Source organism: Streptomyces sp. NPDC127595 (assembly GCF_042671685.1).
Taxonomy (GTDB): domain Bacteria; phylum Actinomycetota; class Actinomycetes; order Streptomycetales; family Streptomycetaceae; genus Streptomyces.
The window spans coordinates 329,943-350,686 of the sequence record NZ_JBHXWK010000006.1 but is presented as its reverse complement, the minus strand read 5'-3'; the positions used below and the strand labels follow the sequence as shown (position 1 = coordinate 350,686).

General features: G+C 71.2%; 19 protein-coding genes and 1 pseudogene. 11 read left to right on the top strand and 9 right to left on the bottom strand.

The features are described from left to right. Positions 1-263 precede the first annotated feature (263 nt). Positions 264-938 (bottom strand): SGNH/GDSL hydrolase family protein, encoded by a 675-nt coding sequence (locus tag ACFVKT_RS21455; protein WP_385733758.1) that lies wholly within the window; start codon positions 936-938, stop codon positions 264-266. Between the two features lie 132 nt (positions 939-1,070). On the opposite strand from ACFVKT_RS21455, the gene ACFVKT_RS21450 reads away from it, so the two are divergent. Next, a complete protein-coding gene (locus ACFVKT_RS21450; protein WP_385733756.1) occupies positions 1,071-2,033 on the top strand; it encodes a WD40 repeat domain-containing protein in 963 nt (320 codons plus the stop codon). A 51-nt stretch (positions 2,034-2,084) separates the two neighbouring features. On the opposite strand, the gene ACFVKT_RS21445 is transcribed toward ACFVKT_RS21450, so the two are convergent. After that, positions 2,085-2,843 (bottom strand): TetR/AcrR family transcriptional regulator, encoded by a 759-nt coding sequence (locus tag ACFVKT_RS21445; protein WP_385733754.1) that lies wholly within the window; start codon positions 2,841-2,843, stop codon positions 2,085-2,087. Positions 2,844-2,929: 86 nt separating this feature from the next. Here ACFVKT_RS21445 and ACFVKT_RS21440 point away from each other — a divergent pair, with 86 nt between their 5' ends. Both ACFVKT_RS21440 and ACFVKT_RS21435 read left to right on the top strand, forming a co-directional pair. Further along, positions 2,930-3,907: an ATP-binding cassette domain-containing protein gene (locus ACFVKT_RS21440; protein ID WP_385733752.1), complete on the top strand. Its 978-nt coding sequence runs from the start codon at positions 2,930-2,932 to the stop codon at positions 3,905-3,907. After that, a complete protein-coding gene (locus ACFVKT_RS21435) occupies positions 3,904-4,725 on the top strand; it encodes an ABC transporter permease (RefSeq protein ID WP_385733750.1) in 822 nt (273 codons plus the stop codon). The genes ACFVKT_RS21440 and ACFVKT_RS21435 overlap by 4 nt, the downstream gene beginning before the upstream one ends. Positions 4,726-4,798: 73 nt before the next feature. Here ACFVKT_RS21435 and serC read toward each other — a convergent pair whose 3' ends face one another. The 6 genes and pseudogenes from serC to ACFVKT_RS21405 all read right to left on the bottom strand — a co-directional run bounded on the left by serC (position 4,799) and on the right by ACFVKT_RS21405 (position 10,781). Further along, positions 4,799-5,917, bottom strand: coding sequence for a phosphoserine transaminase (gene serC / locus ACFVKT_RS21430; RefSeq protein WP_385733748.1), 1,119 nt, complete (start codon positions 5,915-5,917; stop codon positions 4,799-4,801). Positions 5,918-6,121: 204 nt separating this feature from the next. Continuing rightward, a complete protein-coding gene (locus ACFVKT_RS21425; protein ID WP_385733746.1) occupies positions 6,122-7,408 on the bottom strand; it encodes a cytochrome P450 in 1,287 nt (428 codons plus the stop codon). 206 nt (positions 7,409-7,614) lie between these two features. Beyond that, positions 7,615-8,163, bottom strand: a pseudogene (locus ACFVKT_RS21420) (ATP/GTP-binding protein); the annotation flags it as partial. 103 nt (positions 8,164-8,266) lie between these two features. After that, positions 8,267-8,614, bottom strand: a complete 348-nt coding sequence (locus tag ACFVKT_RS21415) for a DUF742 domain-containing protein (protein ID WP_385733744.1) — start codon at positions 8,612-8,614, stop codon at positions 8,267-8,269. Further along, on the bottom strand, positions 8,611-9,018 hold the full coding sequence (locus tag ACFVKT_RS21410) for a roadblock/LC7 domain-containing protein (protein WP_385733742.1): 408 nt from the start codon (positions 9,016-9,018) through the stop codon (positions 8,611-8,613). Before ACFVKT_RS21410 ends, ACFVKT_RS21415 begins: the two co-directional genes overlap by 4 nt. After that, positions 9,015-10,781, bottom strand: coding sequence for a sensor histidine kinase (locus tag ACFVKT_RS21405; RefSeq protein WP_385733740.1), 1,767 nt, complete (start codon positions 10,779-10,781; stop codon positions 9,015-9,017). Before ACFVKT_RS21405 ends, ACFVKT_RS21410 begins: the two co-directional genes overlap by 4 nt. A gap of 228 nt (positions 10,782-11,009) precedes the next feature. Here ACFVKT_RS21405 and ACFVKT_RS21400 point away from each other — a divergent pair, with 228 nt between their 5' ends. The 3 genes from ACFVKT_RS21400 (at position 11,010) to ACFVKT_RS21390 (ending at position 15,981) form a co-directional block, all read left to right on the top strand. Further along, on the top strand, positions 11,010-14,108 hold the full coding sequence (locus ACFVKT_RS21400; RefSeq protein ID WP_385733738.1) for an FAD-linked oxidase C-terminal domain-containing protein: 3,099 nt from the start codon (positions 11,010-11,012) through the stop codon (positions 14,106-14,108). 62 nt (positions 14,109-14,170) lie between these two features. Next, complete coding sequence (locus tag ACFVKT_RS21395) at positions 14,171-14,740, top strand: TetR/AcrR family transcriptional regulator (protein ID WP_385734223.1); 570 nt, start codon at positions 14,171-14,173, stop codon at positions 14,738-14,740. Positions 14,741-14,787: 47 nt separating this feature from the next. After that, positions 14,788-15,981 (top strand): GDSL-type esterase/lipase family protein, encoded by a 1,194-nt coding sequence (locus tag ACFVKT_RS21390; RefSeq protein WP_385733737.1) that lies wholly within the window; start codon positions 14,788-14,790, stop codon positions 15,979-15,981. Between the two features lie 16 nt (positions 15,982-15,997). On the opposite strand, the gene ACFVKT_RS21385 is transcribed toward ACFVKT_RS21390, so the two are convergent. Then, positions 15,998-17,143: an FAD-dependent oxidoreductase gene (locus tag ACFVKT_RS21385; protein WP_385733735.1), complete on the bottom strand. Its 1,146-nt coding sequence runs from the start codon at positions 17,141-17,143 to the stop codon at positions 15,998-16,000. A gap of 167 nt (positions 17,144-17,310) precedes the next feature. On the opposite strand from ACFVKT_RS21385, the gene ACFVKT_RS21380 reads away from it, so the two are divergent. The 5 genes from ACFVKT_RS21380 to ACFVKT_RS21360 all read left to right on the top strand — a co-directional run bounded on the left by ACFVKT_RS21380 (position 17,311) and on the right by ACFVKT_RS21360 (position 20,743). Then, positions 17,311-17,916, top strand: a complete 606-nt coding sequence (locus ACFVKT_RS21380; RefSeq protein WP_385733733.1) for a TetR/AcrR family transcriptional regulator — start codon at positions 17,311-17,313, stop codon at positions 17,914-17,916. A 21-nt stretch (positions 17,917-17,937) separates the two neighbouring features. After that, positions 17,938-18,228 carry a hypothetical protein gene (locus ACFVKT_RS21375; protein WP_385733731.1) on the top strand — a complete coding sequence of 97 codons (291 nt, stop codon included), beginning with the start codon at positions 17,938-17,940 and terminating at the stop codon, positions 18,226-18,228. Beyond that, positions 18,203-18,970 (top strand): metallophosphoesterase family protein, encoded by a 768-nt coding sequence (locus tag ACFVKT_RS21370; protein ID WP_385733729.1) that lies wholly within the window; start codon positions 18,203-18,205, stop codon positions 18,968-18,970. Before ACFVKT_RS21375 ends, ACFVKT_RS21370 begins: the two co-directional genes overlap by 26 nt. 67 nt (positions 18,971-19,037) lie before the next feature. Next, complete coding sequence (locus ACFVKT_RS21365) at positions 19,038-19,598, top strand: GNAT family N-acetyltransferase (protein WP_385733727.1); 561 nt, start codon at positions 19,038-19,040, stop codon at positions 19,596-19,598. Beyond that, positions 19,595-20,743, top strand: coding sequence for a lipid II:glycine glycyltransferase FemX (locus tag ACFVKT_RS21360; RefSeq protein ID WP_385733725.1), 1,149 nt, complete (start codon positions 19,595-19,597; stop codon positions 20,741-20,743). Before ACFVKT_RS21365 ends, ACFVKT_RS21360 begins: the two co-directional genes overlap by 4 nt. The last annotated feature ends 1 nt before the right edge of the window (position 20,744 follow it).

The following is a 20,744-nucleotide window of genomic DNA, read 5'->3' as shown; positions in this document are numbered from 1 at the left end:
GGGTGGGGAGTTGCCCGGGGTGCGTGGAGCGCGGCCGCGCCTCGCCGGCACGCCGGGCCGGCTCAGCGGCGAGCGGCGAGCGGCGAGCGGTGGGTGGGGGGTGGCTGGCGGTGGGTGGTGCGGGGATTGGCAGATTTGTACCAGGGGTGGGGCGCTGGAGCCCGTGTGGGGCGGGGGATGGGGGGATGTGCGGTGGGACGGATCTGCCAATCGTTGCGGCGCCGTGGGGGTGCGCCGGGTCGGCCGGGGTCTGGGGTGACCGGTCAGGCCAAGTAGGGCTCGCCCAGGTCCCAGGCCTGGTACATCGCCTCCGCGAAGACCTCCGCGATGCGGTGTTCGCCGCTCTCGTTGGGGTGCGTGCCGTCGTAGGTGTCGAGGTTGACGTCGTACGGGGAGGGGGGCGACGTCAGGAGGAGGGGGGAGCGGGGTTCGTCGAGGTCGGCGACGGTCTTGGCGAGGAGTTCGTTGAAGGCGGCTACCTCGGCGGCGAAGGTCGCGTCGGACTCGGCTCGGACGTTCGGGGTCACCGGGAGTACGACCATGCGGATGCGCGGGTTCGCGGCGCGGGCCTCCGCGATGAAGGCGCGGGCGTTGTCCGCCGTCTGCGCCGCGTTCGTGTAGAAGCCCAGGTCGATCAGGCCCAGGGAGACCAGCAGGATGTCGGCGCGCTGTGAGCGGACCGCCTCGCGGATCAGCGGGGTCATGTGCAGCCAGCCCTCGCCCCAGCCCGCGAGGTGGGCGCGCGGGAAGTCCGGATCCGCGTACTCGTACGAGTCGGGGGACTCCGTCGCCTTGTCGTAGAGCGTCTCGCGCGGGCCGACGATCCGGAACGGGCCCGCGTACGCCTCGCGCAGGTGCTGCCACATCCGGTAACGCCATGTGTGTTCGCCGGCGCTTCCGATCGTCATCGAGTCGCCGACGGGCATGAACCTGAGCATTCGCTCATCATGAACGATCGGTACGGGTGGCATGGGTGGTGGGGGTGTGAGGCTGGACACGCCCCGTGACGGGCCGGCCTGCCGGTCATGAAGGCCGATGTGAACGCCTGTCCGGGATGGCAGGCTTGGGGCATGCGCCGACCGCTCGCCTTTCTTGCCGGGGTTCTTCTCATGGGTGCGCTCGCCGCGCCCGCCATCGCCGCCGACGGTGACGAGGGGTTCACGATCAAGGATCCTCGTATTACCGAGTCCAGCGGGCTTGCCGCCTCCCGGCAGCATCCCGGGATCTACTGGACCCACAACGACCAGGACACCGGCGCCTACCTCTACGCCGTCGACAGCCGCACCGGCGAGACCGTCGCGACGATCACCATGACCGGCGTGGGCACCCCGCGCGACGTCGAGGCCATTCAGATCGGCCCGGACAACCAGATCTACGTCGGTGACATCGGCGACAACGACGGTGTCGTCTGGGACTACGTGTGGGTCTATCAGCTCCCCGAGCCCAAGGAGCTCAAGGACCAGACGATCCGCGCCACGCAGTACGTCGTGAAGTACTCCGACGGTCCCCGCGACGCCGAGTCGCTCCTCGTGCACCCCAAGACCGGGCGGGTCTACATCATCGACAAGCAGGAGGACGGCGGGCACCTGTACGAGGGCCCCGCCAAGCTCTCCGCCTCCGGGACGAACGTCTTCAAGCCCGTCGTCGCCGTCGATCTGTGGGCCACCGACGCCGCCTTCTCCCCGGACGGCACGCGGCTCGCCGTACGCGGCTACTTCGGCGGGATCGCGTACGACTGGAACGACGGGAAGATCAAGAAGCTGGAGCGGATCAGTGTGCCCCTCGGGCAGGGGGAGTCCGTGAGCTACACGACCGACGGGACCAAGATCATGCTCGGCAGCGAAGGTGCCGGGAGTTCGGTCGTGGCGGAGGATGCCCCCGGGGGCGCGGGGGAGGCAACCAAGTCGCCTTCCGGGAGCGGGAGTTCAGCGGCTCAGGGCGGCGACAGCAATGGGTTCAAGGTCGGCGCTCTTGCCCTTGCCATCGGGCTGGTTGTAGTCCTTGGGTTCAAGCGGTTGCTGCGGCGGTCGTAGCCGGAGAGCGGTCACCTGCCGGCCGGCTCCCCCATCGGCAGGCTCGGTCCGTCAGCCTTCGCCCCGCCGGGCGACGAACGTCTCGAGTCCGTCGAGGATGCGCTGGAGGCCGAACTCGAAGTGGTCGAAGTCGGGGCCGAAGGCGTCCTCGCTGAGCGCGGCGAGGAAGGGGTGGTTGCCGTCGGCCATGACCTTCTCGAAGACGGGCATGTGGGCCTGCCAGAACTCGGCGTCCGTCAGGCCGGTTCTGCGCTCCGCCTCCTCCTGGTACACCTGCGTGCGGGCGGCCCCGACGACGTACCCGTCGATCATGATGATCGCCGAGACCAGCTCGGGATCGGACAGGCCCATCGGTTTGATGCGGGAGAGCATCTTCTCCATGCCGTCGAGGGCGCTCGGGCCGAGGATCGGGCGTGACTGGTTGACCTGGAGCAGCCAGGGGTGGCGCCGGTAGAGGGCGAGGGTCGCGCGGCCCAGGGCTTCCAGAGCCGAGCGCCAGCTGCCGTCGCCGAGGTCGGCAGGGTTTTCGGAGGGGCGCTGGACGCGGTCCAGCATCAGGTCGAGCAGCTCTCCCTTGCCGGGGACGTAGCGGTAGAGGGACATCGCGCCGGTGCCGAGCTCGGTGGCGACCCGGCGCATCGAGACCGCCTCAAGACCGTCGGCGTCCGCGACCTGGATCGCCGCCTCCACGATCCCCTCCAGCGTCAGGCCCGGCTTGGGGCCGCGGCTGGGGCGCTTGCCGGTGTCCCACAGCAGTTCGAGGGTGCGCCTGATGTCACCGCTGCCGCTGGTCTCCGTGCTGCTCGTCATGGGTGCAGCTTAGTTCCGCGGGAAAAAACTGGGTACGATGTACGCGCAATCGGGTACGGTGTACTCAGTTAAGGGGAAGGGGACCCATGAGCGACGGTTACGCGGTACGGGCCGAGGGACTGGAGAAGCGGTACGGAGACAAGCGAGCGCTCGACGGCTTCGATCTGGCGGTGCGGGAAGGGACGGTGCACGGCCTGCTCGGGCCGAACGGCGCGGGCAAGACCACCGCCGTCCGTATCCTCTCCACGCTCCTGCGCCTCGACGGCGGGAGCGCGACGGTGGCCGGCCTGGACGTGGCCCGGCAGCCGCGGGAGGTGCGGGCGCGGATCGGGCTGACGGGGCAGTACGCCGCCGTGGACGAGGTGCTCACCGGGCGGCAGAACCTGGAGATGTTCGGCAGGCTGTTCCATCTGGGCGGACGCGGGGCGCGGCTGCGGGCGGCGGAGCTGCTTGAGCAGTTCGACCTTGTCGAGGCCGCCGACCGGGGAGTCGGGAAGTACAGCGGCGGCATGCGGCGCAGGCTCGACCTCGCCGCGTCGATGATCCTCACCCCGAGCGTGCTGTTCCTGGACGAGCCGACAACCGGGCTGGACCCGCGCGGCCGGGGTGAAGTCTGGGATTCCGTACGGGCGTTGGTGACCGGCGGCACGACCGTGCTGCTGACCACGCAGTACCTGGAGGAGGCCGACAAGCTCGCCTCGCGCATCACGGTGATCGACCAGGGCCGGGCCATCGCGGACGACACACCGGACGGGCTGAAGGACACGGTCGGCGGTGACCGTATCGAGGTCGTGGTGAGCGAACGCGCCGACATCCCAAGGGTGGTGAAGGTCGTGGCCCGGGTCGCGGACGGCGAACCGGAGTCGCACGACACCGAACTCCGCGTCCACGCGCCGGTGACCGACCGGGTGGCCGCGCTCACCGACGTGGCGCGGACCCTCCAGGACGAGGGCGTCGCGGTCGAGGACATCGGGCTGCGCAGGCCGAGCCTCGACGACGTCTTCCTGCGCCTGACCGGACACCGCACGGAGACGGACGCGAGCACGAAGGAGGCGGCGGTATGAGCGCGCTGGACATGAGTGGACCGAGCGGTCGTGGTCGTACGTACTGGGCGCTGGTCGACTGCTGGAACGTCGTCCGGCGCGGGCTGACCCACTACCAGCGCCAACCCGTCAACATCGTCTGGCAGTTGGGCTTCCCGATTCTCTCCGTGCTGCTGTACGGCTATGTCTTCGGCAGCGCGATGAAGGTGCCCGGGGGCGGGGACTACAAGGACTTCCTGATGCCGGGCATGTTCGTGATGACGATGGCCTTCGGCTTCATCAACACCGCGACCGTCGTGGTCTACGACTCCACCAAGGGCGTCATCGACCGGTTCCGTTCGATGCCGATGGCGCCGTCCGCCGTGGTCGCCGGGCGCGGGGTCACCGATCTGGTCGTCGCCTGCGCGGAGTTGACGATCCTGATGCTCACCGCGTTCGCGATGGGCTGGCGTCCCGACGGCGGACTCGCCTTCCTGGCGGCCTTCGCGCTGCTGCTCTGGCTGCGCTTCGCGCTGATCTGGCTCGGCGTGTGGCTCGGGCTGATGGTGCCCAACCCGGAGGCGGCGGGCGGGTTGTTCGCGGTCGCCTTCCCGCTGACGATGATCTCCAGCATCTTCGTCGCGCCGCAGCTCATGCCGGACTGGCTCGGTTTCGTGGCGGCCTGGAACCCGATCTCGTCCACGGCGGCTGCCACGCGCGAGCTGTTCGGCACGCCGGTGGGCAGCGGGGACTCGTGGGTCGAACAGCACGCCCTGCTGATGGCGGGGGTGTGGCCGGTGATCCTGACGCTGGTCTTCCTGCCGCTCGCGGTGCGCAGGTTCAGGAAGCTCAGCCACTGACGAGGCCTTCATACGTGGAGAGGGGCGCCCGGCACGATTCACGTGCCGGGCGCCCCTGTCATCGTAGAAACGGCTACAGCTTCTCGATCACGTAGTCGATGCACTTCGTCAGGGCCTCGACGTCCGCCGGGTCGATGGCCGGGAACATCGCGACGCGGAGCTGGTTGCGGCCGAGCTTGCGGTAGGGCTCGGTGTCGACGATGCCGTTGGCGCGCAGCACCTTGGCGACGGCGGCGGCGTCGATCTCGTCCGCGAAGTCGATCGTGCCGATGACCTGGGAACGCTTGGCCGCGTCGGTGACGAACGGGGTGGCGTACTTGCTGTTCTCCGCCCAGGTGTAGAGGCGGGTCGAGGAGTCCTTGGTGCGGGCCGTGGACCACGCCAGTCCGCCCTGGCCGTTGATCCACTCGAGCTGCTCGTTGAGCAGGAAGAGGGTGGCGAGGGCCGGGGTGTTGTACGTCTGGTTCTTGCGGGAGTTGTCGATCGCCGTGGGGAGCGAGAAGAACTCCGGGACGTGGCGTCCGCTCGCGTGGATCCGCTCGGCGCGCTCGACCGCGGCCGGGGAGAAGACGCCGATCCACAGGCCGCCGTCGGAGGCGAAGGACTTCTGCGGGGCGAAGTAGTAGACGTCGGTCTCGGCGATGTCTACGGGGAGGCCGCCGGCGCCGGAGGTGGCGTCCACCAGGACGAGTGAGCCGTCGTCGGCGCCGGCCACGCGCTTGACGGGGGCCGCGACACCGGTGGAGGTCTCGTTGTGGGTGAAGGCGTATACGTCCACGCCCGCCTCGGCCGCCGCCTCGGGGTGCGTGCCCGGGTCGCTGGAGATCACGGTCGGCTCGGCCAGCCACGGGGCGAGCTTGGCCGCCTTCGCGAACTTGGAGCTGAACTCACCGAAGGTGAGGTGCTGCGACTTGTTCTCGATGAGGCCGTGGGTCGCGATGTCCCAGAACGCGGTGGAGCCGCCGTTGCCGAGGACGACCTCGTAGCCCTCGGGGAGCGAGAACAGCTCGCTCACGCCCTCGCGCACCTTGCCGACCAGGTTCTTGACCGGGGCCTGGCGGTGGGACGTACCGAGCAGAGAACTGCCGGTCGCCGCGAGGGCGTCCAGCGCCTCCGTACGTACCTTGGAGGGGCCCGCGCCGAATCGACCGTCGGCGGGCTTGATGTCAGCGGGGATCTCGATATCAGCCACGCCCGCGAGCCTAGCGGCTTCCGGAAACGCGGGCGAAACCTCGTCCGTCGGGTGAGACGCCCCCTCCGCCCGCGCTGCACTGGTTTCGGCCCGTCCGGCGTTTGAGGACGAGCGCGTTCAGCGCGATGGCGGGGGTCTGGGGGCGGCAGCCCCCAGGAAGCAAGGGACGGGCAGGGGCGGAGGGGGCGAAATCAAGGGCGGTGGTCAGGCGGAGGTCCCGCCAAGGGGCCGGGTGGGAGTGAAGCGCACGGGTAGTTCGGTCAGGCCCCGGAGCCACGGGGAGGGCCGCCGGGTCAGTGACTCGGCGGGCACGGCCAGATCGATGTCCGGCAGCCGGTCCAGTACGACCTCGATCCCGGTCCGCGCGATGACCTCCGCGATCTCCTGCGCCGGGAACGGACAGCGGTGCTCGCCGTGACCGAAGGAGAAGTGGGCGCTGTTGCCGCCGGTGAGAGCGGAGCCGTCGGTGCGGACCTGCGGGTCGGAGTTCGCGCCCTGGAGACCGAGGATGAGCAGGTCGCCGGAGCGGATACGGCGGCCGCCGAGCTGGGTGTCGCGGGAGGCCCAGCGGCCGGCGATGTTCTGCGAGGGGGTGTCCTCCCACAGGACCTCGTTCATGGCCTCGGCGACGCTGTGCCGGCCGCCGAACAGCGAGGCCGCGAACCGGTCGTCCGTGAGCATCAGGCGCAGCGAGTTGCCGATCCAGTCGGCGGTCGGCTGGTGGCCCGCGGCCATCATGACCATCAGGTCCTGGACGATCTCCTCGTCCGTGAAGCCCGATCCCGATCCCGATCCGGAGCCGGAGCCGGAGCCCGAGCCTTCGGCCGCGGCCTCCTGGGCGAGCGTCGTCGCCAGCATGCGGCTGACCACGTCGTCGGCGGGCGCCGACTTCCGGTCGGCGAGCAACTGCCCCATGGCCGAGGCCAGATGCTGCTGCCCCGACAGTGCGTCCTCCGAGCCGTTCATCATGGCGTTGAGGGCGGTGACCAGGCGCGGTCCCTGATCGTCCGTGAAGCCGTAGAGCGTGGCGAGGACGCGGACGGGCAGCAGGGCCGCGTAGCTCCCGATGAGGTCCGTCTCGCCCTTGGCGCTCACCGCGTCGATGAGTTCGTCGGCGACCTTCTCGGCGTGGCTGCGCAGTTCGAAGGGGTCGACGGCTTCCAGGGCGTCGCTGATCAACGCGGCGCGCACACGGTGGCGTTCGCCGACCGTGTACAGGATGGAGGGCTGCTTGCGGCCGATCACCGGCAGCATCGGCCAGTCGTCCGGTATGCCCGGCCACTGGCTCCACAGGCCGGAGTCCCGGCTGAACAGCACGGGATCGCCGGTGACCTGGTGCAGTTCGCGGTAGCCGAGCACCAGCCAGGCCGGTATGCCGCCGTCGAGCGAGACGGGCACCACGGCGCCGTGCTCGCGCCGCAACTCCCGGTACAGCTCGGCGGGTTCGGTCTGGAACCGGGCCCCGCTGAGGGGCACGGAGGCGGAGGTCACAGGGCCAACTCCGGTGATTTGAGGGAGGTTTCGCCGAAAGCTCCCGGCGCGCTTGCGAAAGCTCCCGGCGCGCTTGCGAAAGCTCCCGGCGCGCTTGCGAAGGCTCCGGGCGCGCTTGCGTAGGCTTCGGGCACGTTTGCGTAGGCTCCGGGCACGCCTGCGAAGGCTCCGGACGTGCTCCCGAAGGCTCCGGGCACGCTTCCGGCGGCGTACAGGCTCTGGATGTGCTCGACCAGCGTGATGAGGACCCGCTTGCCGGACTCCCGGGAGCGGGCGTCGCAGTCGACCAGCGGGATGTGCGGGTCGAGGTCGAGGGCCTCGCGGACCTGGGCGGGGGTGTGCGGGTGGCCGCCGAAGTCGTTGCAGGCCACGATGAACGGCGTGCCGTGGTGCTCCAGGCGGTCGATGGCGTACCAGGAGTCGTCGATGCGCCGGGTGTCGACGAGGACGACCGCGCCGAGCGTCCCGGAGAACAGCCCGTCCCATAGGAACCAGAACCGCTCCTGACCCGGCGCGCCGAACAGATACAGCACGTTGCGGTCGTCGAGCGTGATGCGCCCGAAGTCGAAGGCGACGGTGGTCGCGGACTTGTCGCGCACCTCGCTGATGTCGTCGATCGCCTCGCCCGCCCGGGTCATCGTCTCCTCGGTGTTGAGGGGACGGATCTCGCTCACGGAGCGGACCAGCGTGGACTTCCCGACGCCGAAACCACCGACGATCACGATCTTCAGATCGTTGTCGGCCGACGCGGACAGCGGCGTACGGGCGTCGGCCGCGGGAGGCGTACGGGCATCGGACCCTGCCGACAGGGGCGTACCGGCGTCAGCGGGCTCGGCGACTCCGGCAGACGTACCGGCGTCAGATGTTACGGAGTCCAACGAGCACCTGTTCCAGGATGTCGGAATCGGGAAGGGCGGCGATATGCGGATGACGGGCGCTGACCCGGCCGGTGCCGAGGAGATCGGAGAGCAGCACCTTCGTGATGCTCACCGGCAGCCGCAGTTCGGCCGCGATCTCGACGACCGCCGTGGGCCGCTTGGCGAACCGCAGGATCGCGGCGTGCTCCGACTGCATGCCCGCCACCGGATCGCACTCGGCGACCACCAGCGTCACCAGGTCGAGGGGGGTGTCGGGCCCGGACCTGCTGCGCCCTCCCGTGAGGGTGTACAGCCGGTCGGGGGCGTCGTCCCTGCCCGGACGGCTCATGAGGTACGCGGTGGCGCGCTCAGGTGTTCGCCGAGCTGTTCGACGAGTTCGTTCATGTTGTGCCCGACCAGGCCCGCGTCCGCGTCCTCGGCGGTGACCACCGCCAGGTGCGCGCCGTCGCCCGCCTCGACGATGAACAGCACCCCGCCGTAGAACTCGGCCATCGCGGACCGTACGCCCCCGCTGCCGTCGCCGAACTCCACCGACGCCCCGTGGGACAGCGACTGGATGCCGGCGGCGATTGCCGCGAGCTGGTCGGCCTGGTCGACGGAGAGCTCCGGGGTGCGGCACAGCTTCAGGCCGTCACGCGAGAGCACGAGCGCGTGCCGTGTGCCCGGCGTGCGCGCGAGCAGACCCTCGATGAGCCAGGAGAGCTTCTCGTCGGCGGTGGTGGAGCCGGTCATGGAGTGGTGTGGCCTTTCGGGTGCGAGTGGTCGGGCGACTGTGAGTGGTGGGCGGACACGGGATCCGCGTCCCATACGCCCTCCTGTGCCTGTGCCTGTGCCTGTGCCTGTGCCTGTGTCTGTTGCTGTTCCTGTGCCTGTTCCGGTCCGAGGTCTTCTTCGAGTTCTTCCTGGATGTGTTGTTGTACGGCGATGTGTTGTTGTACGGCGTCCTCGGCGCCCTGCGCCGTACCGCGTACCGCCTGCCGGAAGCTGCTGAAGCGGTCGCCGCGGGACTTGGCCCTCTCGGCGGTACGAGGATCCGGGTCGGCCGGCGGCGTGGCGCGGGCGCGGCTGCGCTCGGCGTGCGCGAGGGTGCGGCCGCGACGGCGCTTGGGGAGGTCGCCGGGCGACTCGGTGCCCGGTTCGTGCCGGGGCGATCCGTGGCTGGGGACGGGGTCCGGGTCCAGGTCGGCGGTGGCGTGGGCGGCGGCGTACGACGGCTCGGGGAGCGGCCGGGCGGCGGCCGGCGCCTTCTCGGTCTCGGCGGGTTCGTCGTCGAGGGGCAGCGTGAGGGCCGGGAGGGGGAGGAGGGTGAGGAGGTCCTGGGGGATGAGCATCAGGACGCCCGTGCCGCCGCGTGCGGAGGGCCGGAAGGACACCTTCAGGCCGTGCTTGCGGGCGAGCCGGCCGACCACCGCGAGGCCGAGCCGGGTGCCGGTGAGCCCGTCCAGTCCGACACTGTCGCCGGACACGGCCCGCTCGGCGCGGCGCAGCTGGACCTTGCCCATGACCAGGCCGCTGTCCTCGACGGAGACGATGACGCCGGCCGGGACCTCTTCGACGTACACATGCACTTCGGCGGTCGGCGGGGAGAAGTTCGCGGCGTTGTCGAGGAGTTCGGCGAGGGCGTGCATCACGCCCTCGGCGGCGTGCCCGGCGATGGCGGCCTCGCTGGTGGAGTGGACGCGGACGCGCTGGTAGCCGCCGATGCGGCCCATCGCGCCGCGCAGGATCGACTCCATGACGATGGGCCGTGCCCAGCGGCGTCCGGAGCGTGCGCCCGAGAGGACGGCGACCGAGTCGGCGAGGCGGCCCGCCTGCGCGGTGCGGTGGTCGAGGTGCAGCAGATCGGCGAGCACCGCTTCGTCGGAGTGCCGCTCCTCCATGGCGCGCAGGTCGGCGAGCATGCCCGTGGACAGTGCCTGCATCCGGCCGGCCGCGTTGGCGGTCGAGGCGAGCGCGGCGGCGCGGTCACCGGCGGCGCGCCGGGCGCTCTCGGTGAGCCGGGCGTTCTCCGCGGTGAGGCGGTTCAGTTCGTCGGTGAGCCGCTGCCGTTCGGCCGTGAACTCCGAGGTGAGGCGGGCGCGTTCCCGCGTGGCGGTCTCGGTCAGCTGGACGCGTTCCTGGGCCACTGCCTCGGCCAGGCGGGCCCGCTCACGGGCCACGTCACCGGTCAGCCGGACCCGTTCCCGGTTGAACTCCTCGGTCAGCCGGGCCCGTTCCTGGAGGAGCCGGCCGGCGTCCTGGCTCACGGTGCCGAGCCGACGGCGCAGCAGTCTCGACCTCTGTACGGCGCGGGTGGCCACGGAGACGGCCACGCACAGCATCAGGGCGCCGCCGCCCGCGGCCCAGGCGAGGGGGACGCGCACCGAGTCGGGTGCCAGGTAGACCGCGCCGACGACCGCGAGCGCGGCCGGTACGGCGGTGATCAGGAGAGCGAGTGCGGTTGCGCGGAGAGGGGGTCGTTCGCCGGAGGGTGCGGGCGCTGCGGGCGCGGTCATGAATCGTGTCCTCGGTCGTGTCCTGGGCGAGGTTCCTGAGGGCGAGGTTCCTGGGCGAGAAGCGACACCTGATGCTCAACTGCCCGTCACTATATGAGAGTTAGTGATCGCATTGGGCAGCTTCCGGCTTCCCGGTCTGAGTAATCCCGACCACATTCGAACCGTCGAACGCGATCTTCGCGTGGCGGCTCCGCGGTCACTGTCAGTGTTCGGGGGCATCCTGGAGGCATGACGGATCTAGGGGCACTGCGGTCAGGGCTGCGGAAGGCGGTGCGCGGCGAGGTCGCCTTCGACGTGACCGCGCGGGCGCTGACCACCATGGACGCGTCCAACTACCGGCGTGTCCCGCTCGGTGTCGTGTCCCCGCGCGACGCGGACGACGTCGCGGCGGCCCTCGCCGTGTGCCGTGAGCACGGAGTGCCGGTCGTCGCGCGCGGTGGCGGCACGTCGATCGCCGGGCAGGCGACGGGCACGGGGGTCGTCCTGGACTTCACCCGCCATATGAACCGGATCGTCTCCGTGGACCCCGATGCCCGTACGGCGGTGGTCCAGCCCGGTGTCGTACTGGACCGCCTCCAGGACGCCGCCGCCCCGCACGGCCTGCGTTTCGGCCCCGACCCCTCGACCCACGGCCGCTGCACGCTCGGCGGCATGATCGGCAACAACTCGTGCGGGACGCACTCGGTCGCCTGGGGCACGACGGCGGACAGCGTGCGGGAGCTGTCGGTGGTCACGGGGCAGGGGGCCGCGGTGCGGCTGGGGCAGGACTGGGCGGGCGCCCCCGACGGCCTCCGTCCCCTGGTGGAGGGCGAGTTGGCGCGCCTGCGCACCGGCTTCCCTGACCTCCCGCGCCGAATCTCCGGGTATGCGCTGGACGCCCTCCTCCCCGAGCGGGGCGCGGATGTCGCCCGGTCGTTCTGTGGCTCCGAGGGCACCTTGGGGCTGCTGACCGAGGCGGTCGTACGACTGGTCGAGGCCCCGCGCGCGCGGGCGCTGGCCGTGCTGGCGTACGCGGACGAGAGCGCCGCGGCGGAGGCGGCGGCCGGACTGCTGCCGTACGGCCCGCTGACGGTGGAGGGGATGGCCGCCGACCTCGTACCGGCCGACGCGGGGCTGCCGTGCGGCGGGGCCTGGCTCTTCGTGGAGACGGGCGGGGCGGACGCGGGGGAGGCACGCGCACGTGCGGACGCGATCGTGCGGGCCGCCGACGTCATCGACTCCCTCGTCGTCACCGACCCGGCCGGGCAGCGCGCCCTGTGGCGGCTGCGCGAGGACGCCAGCGGCACGGCGACCCGGATGCCCGACGGCAGCGAGGCCTGGCCCGGCTGGGAGGACTGCGCGGTGCCGCCCGCCCGGCTCGGGCCCTACCTCCGCGACTTCCGGGCCCTGCTGACGGCCCACGGGCTGCGCGGCACGCCGTACGGGCACTTCGGCGACGGCTGCATCCACGTACGCATCGACTTCGACCTGATGACACCCGCCGGGGTCGGCCGCTTCCGGCTGTTCTCCGAGGAGCTCGCGGACGTCGTGGTGTCCCACGGGGGCTCGCTGTCGGGCGAGCACGGCGACGGACAGGCGCGGGCCGAGCTGCTGCCGAGGATGTACGGCGCGGAGATGGTCGGCCTCTTCGAGCGGGTCAAGGGCATCTGGGACCCGGACGACCTGCTCAACCCCGGAATGCTGGTGCGGCCGCACCGCCTGGACGAGAACCTGCGGTTCGCGGTGCTGCCGAAGGAACTGGTGGACGTGGCCTTCGGGTATCCGGCGGACGGCGGGGACTTCTCGGCGGCGGTGCGGCGGTGCGTGGGGGTGGCGAAGTGCCGTACGACTTCTGCGGCCGGCGCGGACGTGATGTGCCCCTCCTTCCGGGCGACCGGTGAGGAGGAGCACTCCACGCGGGGACGGGCGCGGCTGCTCCACGAGATGCTCGCGGGCGAGGTCGTGACGGACGGGTGGCGTTCGACGGAGGTCCGCGACGCGCTGGACCTCTGCCTGTCCTGCAAGGGATGCCGGTCCGACTGCCCGGTCGGCGTCGACATGGCCACGTACAAGGCGGAGTTCCTCCACCACCACTACGAGGGACGCCGCCGCCCGGCCGCCCACTACGCCATGGGATGGCTGCCGGTATGGCTCGGGTTCGTCGCCAGGACCCGCACGGCGCGGATCGTCAACTCCCTTGCCGGCGTGGGGTTCCTGGCGGCGGTGGCCAAGCGGCTGGGCGGGATCGCGCCCGAGCGGGGGATTCCGACGGTGGCGCGGGAGACCTTCAGCCGGTGGTGGTCGAGGAGGTTCCGGGAGCGGGTGCGGGGGTTTGTGCGGGGCGTGAAGCGGGGGGATCGGGGGCCGTTTCCGGGGTTCGGGGCCGACTCAGGCGCCAGGTCCGGCTCCGGTTTCGGCTCCGGCTCCGGCTCCGGTTTCGGTTTCGGATCCGGCTCGGGCTTCGGCTCCGGTGGGGAGGTTGTCGTGGTGTGGCCCGACACCTTTACGGAGTACCTCTCGCCGTCCGTGGGCAAGGCCGCCGTACGCGTCCTGGAGGCGGCGGGGCTGACGGTGCTGCTGCCGCCGACGAAGGCGATGAGGTTCACGCCGGCGGGGGTGGGGGCAGGGGCGGGGATGCCGGAGAGGCCGTCGCGGGGCCCGGTCGGGGACGGCGTGACGAAGGGGCCGCTCGGATTCGGCGCGGTCCTGCCGCGTCGCCGGCACCGCGTCTGCTGCGGCCTGACCTACGTCTCCACCGGCCAACTCGATCGTGCCCGCACGGTGATGCGCCGCACGCTGGACCTGATGGAGTCGTACCTGGAGATGGGCACCCCGGTCGTCGTCCTGGAGCCGAGCTGCGCCGCCGCCCTCCGCACCGACCTGCCGGAGCTGCTGCACGACGACCCGCGTGCGGCGCGTCTGGCGGCGGCGGTGACGACGTTCGCGGAGGCCCTGGAACGGCATGCCCCGCACTGGACCCCACCGCGCCTGGACCGCCCGGCCGCGGGCCAGACCCACTGCCACCAGCATGCGGTCCTCGGCGACGCCGCCGACCGCCGCCTGCGCGAGACTGCGGGCCTCACCGGCCCCCTTGCCGGCGGCTGTTGCGGCCTCGCCGGCAACTTCGGCTTCGAGAAGGGCCACTACGACGTGTCGACGGCCTGCGCCGAGGAGCAACTCCTCCCGGCCGTACGAGCCGCCACGGACGACACGGTGATCCTGGCGGACGGCTTCTCCTGCCGCACGCAACTGGAGCAGCTCGCGGGGCGGAGGGGGCGGCACCTCGCGGAGGTGCTGGCGGAGGGGTTGGAGGAAGGGCTGGGGAAAGGGCTGGGGGAGGAGCCGTAGTCCCGTTTGCCTAAAGGTATTAGGCAAATGCATAATGACTTTAGGTGATTGGGGGGATGGTTATGGTTCGAGTGGGGCTGACCGCGGAGCGTCTGACCCGGGCGGGCGCGGAGCTGGCCGATGAGGTCGGCTTCGACCGGGTGACCGTCTCTGAGCTCGCCCGGCGGTTCGACGTCAAGGTCGCGAGTCTGTACTCGCACGTGAAGAACTCCCAGGACCTGAAGACGAGGATCGCGCTGTTCGCGCTGGAGGAGCTCGCCGACCGGGTCGCCGCCGCGCTGGCCGGGCGCGCCGGCAAGGACGCCCTGGCCGCCTTCGCGGACGCCTACCGCGACTACGCCCGGGAGCACCCCGGCCGGTACGACGCCATGCGGCTCCGGCTCGACCCCGAGACGGCGGCCGCCAGCGCCGGCCCTCGGCACGCACAGATGACGCGGGCGATCCTGCGCGGCTACGACCTGACGGAGCCGGACCAGACGCACGCGGTCCGGATGCTGGGCAGCGTCTTCCACGGCTACGTCAGCCTGGAGATGGCCGGAAGCTTCAGCCACACCGCCGTCGACTCCCGGGAGTCCTGGACCTGGACCGTGGACCGGCTGGACGCCCTGCTGCGCAACTGGACAACGCCCTGATCAGCGTCCGCATCAGCGACGACGACAACAGCAACAGGACCATGAGCATGAAGAACGCTGAGTCCGACCGGATGACCACATCCGTCAGTACACCCGTCACCGCCGACATGCTGCGCGGCTTCCTCGACGTGGAGCGGACGACGTACGGCCTGCTGCCGCATCGTCTGCCCGCTCGGGCCCGCCGGCAGATCCCCGACGACCAGCTGGCCGTGGCCGAGGCCCAGCCCTCCGGCGTGCGCCTGGTCTTCCGTACCCGGGCCACCGTCATCGAGCTGGACACGCTGCCCACCAAGCGGGTCTACCGAAGTTTCCCGGCCCCGGCGGACGGTGTGTACGACCTGCTGGTCGACGGCCGGCTCGCTGCCCAGGCCACGGTGCCCGGCGGGAACGTCCGCACGATCGTCGACTTGGTCACCCAGTCCGCCGAACTGAGTGAAGGGCCTCCCGGCACCGCCCGGTTCACCGGTCTGCCCGCGCGTGACAAGGACGTCGAGATCTGGCTTCCGCACACGGAGATCACCGAGCTGATCGCTCTGCGCACCGACGCCCCGGTCGAGCCGGCGCCGGATCGCGGGCGCAGGGTGTGGCTCCACCACGGCAGTTCCATCAGCCACGGCTCGAACGCCGCCCACCCGACCGCCACTTGGCCGGCCCTGGCCGCCGCACAGGGCGAAGTGGAGCTGGTCAACCTGGGGTTCAGTGGCAGCGCGCTGCTCGATCCGTTCACCGCCCGTGCGATGCGGGACACGCCCGCGGACCTGATCAGCCTCAAGATCGGCATCAATGTCGTCAACGCCGACGTGATGCGCCTGCGCGCCTTCACCCCGGCGGTGCACGGCTTCCTCGACACCATCCGCGAGGGGCATCCGACGACACCGTTGCTGGTCGTGTCCCCCATCCTGTGCCCGGTCCAGGAGGACACCCCCGGCCCTCTCGCGCCCGACTTCGCAGGCGGGACCCTGCGGTTCAGGGCCACGGGCGATCCTGCCGAACGGGCCGCCGGGCGGCTGACGCTCAACGTCATCCGCGACGAACTCGCCCGGACCGTCGAACAGCGGGCGGCCGACGACCCGAACCTGTACTACCTGGACGGCCGCGACCTCTACGGCGAGAAGGACTACGCCGAACTGCCCCTGCCCGACGAGGTCCACCCCGACCCCGCGGCACACCGCCGCATCGGCGAGAACTTCGCGCGGCTCGCGTTCGGAGACGGCGGCCCCTTCGCCACCGGGACCGGCTGACGGAATTGCCTCGCGGTCAGCGGCGGGTGGTCATGTGGGCGAGGGTCTGCTCGGCGCTGTCGGGGGCGAAGGCGCCGTCGATGCCTTCGGCGGCTCCCTCGGCGGCTTCGATGGACCGGGGAATGAGGACCTTCTCGTACGCGGTGACGGCGTCGTCGATGTCGATGTGGTCGATGAGGGCCTGGGCGAGGTCGGCGCCGTCGAGCATGGCGAGGTTGGCGCCCATGCCCGAGAACGGGGACATCAGGTGGGCGGCGTCGCCCAGCAGGGTCACCCCGGGGGTGTGCTCCCAGGTGTGCGGGACGGGCAGGGCGAACAGGGGACGGTTGACGTAGCCGGTGTCGGTGCGGGTGATGCAGCCGTGCAGGACCGGGCTCCAGCCGGCGAACCGCTCCAGCAGACAGTGGCGGACGGCGGCGGGGTCGGTGAGGTCGACGGCCGCCTGCCGGTGCCAGTCCTCTGGGGCGCGCATGCCGACGTAGACGCGGATGTGGCCGCCGCTGTTGCGCTGGGCGACGAAGCCGAGGCCGTCGTCGAGGGCCATCATCGTGCCGCTGCCGGTGAGGGCGGCGAGTTCCGGATGGCGGGCGTCGGCGTCGTTCAGGCCGGTCTCGACGAACGTGACCCCGGTGTAGACGGGAACGGTGTCGGACACGAGCCGGCGCACCCGGGACCAGGCGCCGTCCGCGCCGACGACCAGGTCGGCATCGGCGCTGTCGCCATGGGCGAAGTGCAGGCGGTGACGGCCGTCGCCGAGCGGTTCGGCACGCTCCAGCCTGTGGCCCCACCGGACGGTGCCCGGCGCGAGGGAGTCCAGGAGCAGGCCGCGTAGCTGACCGCGGTCGATCTCGGGGTTCCCCTGGCCGTCTCTCTCCGTCGGGGCGGCGTCGAACAGGATCCGGCCGTCGCGGCCCACCAGGCGCATCTGTTGGCCTTCCGGGCGGGCCAGGGCGCTGAAGGCATCCCACAGGCCGGCGGCGTGCAGGGCGTCCTGGCCTGTGCCCGGCTGCATGTCGAGGGTGCCGCCCTGGTTGCGGGAGGTCGCGGAGGCGTCGAGGTCGTGGACGGTGACGTCGATGCCGTGGCGCTGGAGTATGCGGGCGCAGGTCAGGCCGCCGGGGCCGGCGCCGATGACGGCGATGCGCGCAGGGGTGAGGCTCATGGTCGTTCTCCTTGGCAGGGAATCGGGGACCGTGCGATTCAGGCGGGCCCCGCCGATTCCACAAAAGCACAACGATCAATAAAGTTCAACGATGAAGAAAGTTTAATAACCAAGAAAGTTAAACGACACAACCTTTTGTGTCAGGCAACAGTGGGTATGGTGAGGCTATGACGACGACTCCAGTGGGCCGGCGCGAGCGCAAGAAGGCTGCCACGCGCCAGGCGCTCGCCGATGCCGCCCTGAACCTCTTCATCGAGCGCGGCTACGACGCGGTGACCCTGCACGACGTCTCCGAGGCGGCCGACGTGTCCACCACCACGCTGCTCAAGCACTTCCCCGGCAAAGAGGCCCTCGTCTTCGACGAAGAGGCCGATCAGGAGGCTGGGCTGGTCGCCGCCGTCCGCGACCGCACCGCCGGCACGACCATCCCCCAGGCCCTGTGCGCACACGTCAAACGCGTCCGTCTCCGCGCTGCCGACTCCGACGTGCGCTACACCCAGTTCCTCGGCCTGGTGCGGGAGACCCCGGCCCTGAGCGCCTACGCCCACCGCATGTGGACGCGCCACCGGGACGCCCTCGCCCACGCCATCGCCGCCGACACAGGCGCCCCGCCCGACGACCCGCGCAGCGCGGCCCTGGCCCACTTCGCCCTGGAGACCTCCGCCCTCGCCCACCGCGCCGCGGACCCCGAACAGGCCGTCGACATCGCCTTCGACCTCCTCGAAAGGGGCTGGAGCGGCCCGAGCTCACGCTCCGGGGGCGGCCGCTCCTGACCCCGGCTGTCCGTTCGGTGGGTGCCACACGCCTTGGAACAGCTCCTCCTGGCCTCACGGGCCGTCACGGACGACACGGTGATCCAGGCGGACGGCCTCTCCTGCCGTACGCAGCCGGTGGGGCGGAGGAAGCGGCACTCGGCGGAGGTGCTGGCGGAGGTGCTGGCGGAGGTGCTGGACGGAGGGACTACGCGAGAGGCGAAAATCGGGACGGGTGCGGTGTGCGCGACTGAGGGTGGTGGCCATGCTGACGCCTGCCACGCCTGCCATGCCTGCCATGCCTGCCATGCCTGCCACTCCGGCCCCGGTTGACCGGGTCGCCGTTCTCTCCGACATCCACGGAGTGCTGCCGGCGCTGGAAGCGGTCCTCGCCGAACCGGACGTGGCCACCGCGGACCGCATCGTCCTCACCGGTGACATCGCAGCAGGCCCGCAGCCCGTCGAGGTGCTGGACCTGCTGGCGGAACACGGCGACCGGGCCGTCTGGATCAGCGGCAACGCCGACCGCGAGCTGGTCGAGTACCGTCGAGGCCTGCGCAGATCGATCCCGGACCCGATCGCTCCCTGGGCGGCCGACCAACTCCGCGACGACCAGGTCGACTTCATGGCCGGACTTCCGAAGACACGCGCTCTCCCCATCGTCGGGCTCGGCGAGGTGCTGTTCTGCCACGCGACCCCGCGCGACGACGAGGAGGTCGTGCTTGTCGACTCCCGCCTCGCGCGCTGGGCGGAGATCTTCGCGGACCTCGACGACACCGTCCGCACGGTGGTCTGCGGCCACACCCACATGCCGTACGTCCGCCTCGCCCACGGCCGGCAGGTCGTCAATCCGGGCAGCGTTGGCATGCCGTACGGCCGCCCCGGCGCCCACTGGTGCCTCCTCGGCCCCGGCGTCACTCTGCGCACCACGCTCTTCGACATCCCGGCTGCGACCGCCCGCCTCGCCCGGGAGTCGGCGTACCCGGAGATCGCCGAGTGGGCGGACTACTACCTGAACGCGCGCGCGAGCGACGCGGAGGCGCTGGAGGCGTTCGGGGCACGCGACGGGCGTTGATGTGTGGCCCGTGGGTGGGGTGGGCGCCGGTTTCTGCGGTGTGATCGGGCGTTGGCATACTCCGATCATGGACGTGAGCACGAGCGCCGGCGTGACGGCGGGTGGAAGACGGCGGGAGTCGGGTTGCCCGGCGCCGGTCCGCGCGGGTACGTGGGCGTTGCGGCCCGCGGAGTCCGCGGATGTGGAGCGGATCGCGGAGCTGCGGGCGACGGTGATGCGGCCGGACCTGGAGAGGCTGGGCCGGTTCGACGAGCGCCGGGTCCGGCAGCGGCTGCGGGACTCCTTCTCCGCGCGGTACACGTCGGTCGTCGTGGTCGGCAACACCTTCGCGGGCTGCGTGACACTGCGACCGGGCGAGGATGAGGACGAGCACGAGGACGAGGGGGGCCGGTGGCTTGAGCACTTCTATCTCGCGTCCCCGTTCCAGGGCCGCGGTCTCGGTTCGGCCGTCCTGCGCACGCTGCTGGACCGCACGGACGCCGAGGGCGCGACCGTACGCCTGAACGTACTGCGGGGCAGCGCCGCCCAGCGTCTCTACCAACGCCATGGTTTCACCGTGGAGACGCAGGATCCGGTCGATGTCTTCATGGTCCGCCCGCCCACCGACCCCGAGGAGCCCCACGAATGAACCCCAGTCCCCCGAGCCTGAGCCTCCGGCCGATCACCCGCGAAGAGCACCTGCCCTTCGTCGGCACCCGCCCGTCCGTCAGCCATATGCAGGTGCCGTCGTGGGGTGATGTGAAGCCGGACTGGCGGGCGGAGAGCCTCGGCTGGTTCGACGGGGACGGAGGGGAGGCGCGGCTCGTCGGGGTCGGGCTGGTGCTGCTGCGGCCGTTGCCGAAGGTCAAGCGGTATCTCGCGTACCTCCCCGAGGGGCCGGTCATCGACTGGCGCGCGGCGGATCTCGAACGCTGGCTCGATCCGATGCTGACGTACCTCAAGTCGCGGGGCGCGTTCTCTGTGAAGATGGGCCCGCCCGTGGTCGTACGACGGTGGAGTGCGGACGCGGTCAAGGCGGCGATCGCCGATCCGGCGGCGCGGCGGCTGGGAGACGCGGCGGCGACGACGTACGAGCCGGCGGCCTTCGAGGTCGCGGACCGGCTCCGGCGGATGGGCTGGCAGCAGACCGACGCCGACAGCGAGGACGGATTCGCGGCCGGGCAGCCGCGGTACGTGTTCCAGGTACCGTTCGCCGGGCGGTCGCTGGAGGAGATCCACCAGGGCCTCAACCAGCAGTGGCGGCGCAACATCAAGAAGGCCGAGAAGGCCGGCGTGAAGGTGGTCCGGGGCGGTTACGACGACCTGCCCGCCTTCTACGAGCTGTACGCCGAGACGGCCGGGCGTGACCGTTTCATCCCGCGCCCGCTGCCCTACTTCCAGCGCATGTGGACCGCGCTCACGGCCGAGGACCCCGACCGCATGCGCCTCTACCTCGCCCACCACGACGGCGACATCCTCGCCGCCGCCACGATGCTGACCGTCGGCGGACACGTCTGGTACTCCTACGGCGCCTCCACCAGCCGCAAGCGCGAGGTCCAGCCGAACAACGCCATCCAGTGGCGGATGATGTCCGACGCCCACGAACTCGGCGCCTCCGTCTACGACTTCCGCGGCATCACCGACACCCTGGACGAGACCAACCACCTCCTCGGCCTGCTCCGCTTCAAGGTCGGCGCGGGCGGCGAGGCCGCCGAGTACCTCGGCGAGTGGGACTTCCCCCTGAACCGGGTCCTCCACAAGGCGCTGGACCTCTACATGGCGCGACGCGGGTGAG

Coding starts and splice junctions, on each gene's coding strand:
- ACFVKT_RS21455 (WP_385733758.1), bottom strand. CDS start 938: ATGCTCAGGTTCATGCCCGTCGGCGACTCGATGACGATCGGAAGCGCC.
- ACFVKT_RS21450 (WP_385733756.1), top strand. CDS start 1,071: ATGCGCCGACCGCTCGCCTTTCTTGCCGGGGTTCTTCTCATGGGTGCG.
- ACFVKT_RS21445 (WP_385733754.1), bottom strand. CDS start 2,843: ATGACGAGCAGCACGGAGACCAGCGGCAGCGGTGACATCAGGCGCACC.
- ACFVKT_RS21440 (WP_385733752.1), top strand. CDS start 2,930: ATGAGCGACGGTTACGCGGTACGGGCCGAGGGACTGGAGAAGCGGTAC.
- ACFVKT_RS21435 (WP_385733750.1), top strand. CDS start 3,904: ATGAGCGCGCTGGACATGAGTGGACCGAGCGGTCGTGGTCGTACGTAC.
- ACFVKT_RS21415 (WP_385733744.1), bottom strand. CDS start 8,614: ATGAGCCGTCCGGGCAGGGACGACGCCCCCGACCGGCTGTACACCCTC.
- ACFVKT_RS21410 (WP_385733742.1), bottom strand. CDS start 9,018: ATGACCGGCTCCACCACCGCCGACGAGAAGCTCTCCTGGCTCATCGAG.
- ACFVKT_RS21405 (WP_385733740.1), bottom strand. CDS start 10,781: ATGACCGCGCCCGCAGCGCCCGCACCCTCCGGCGAACGACCCCCTCTC.
- ACFVKT_RS21400 (WP_385733738.1), top strand. CDS start 11,010: ATGACGGATCTAGGGGCACTGCGGTCAGGGCTGCGGAAGGCGGTGCGC.
- ACFVKT_RS21395 (WP_385734223.1), top strand. CDS start 14,171: ATGGTTCGAGTGGGGCTGACCGCGGAGCGTCTGACCCGGGCGGGCGCG.
- ACFVKT_RS21390 (WP_385733737.1), top strand. CDS start 14,788: ATGAAGAACGCTGAGTCCGACCGGATGACCACATCCGTCAGTACACCC.
- ACFVKT_RS21385 (WP_385733735.1), bottom strand. CDS start 17,143: ATGAGCCTCACCCCTGCGCGCATCGCCGTCATCGGCGCCGGCCCCGGC.
- ACFVKT_RS21380 (WP_385733733.1), top strand. CDS start 17,311: ATGACGACGACTCCAGTGGGCCGGCGCGAGCGCAAGAAGGCTGCCACG.
- ACFVKT_RS21370 (WP_385733729.1), top strand. CDS start 18,203: ATGCCTGCCACTCCGGCCCCGGTTGACCGGGTCGCCGTTCTCTCCGAC.
- ACFVKT_RS21365 (WP_385733727.1), top strand. CDS start 19,038: ATGGACGTGAGCACGAGCGCCGGCGTGACGGCGGGTGGAAGACGGCGG.
- ACFVKT_RS21360 (WP_385733725.1), top strand. CDS start 19,595: ATGAACCCCAGTCCCCCGAGCCTGAGCCTCCGGCCGATCACCCGCGAA.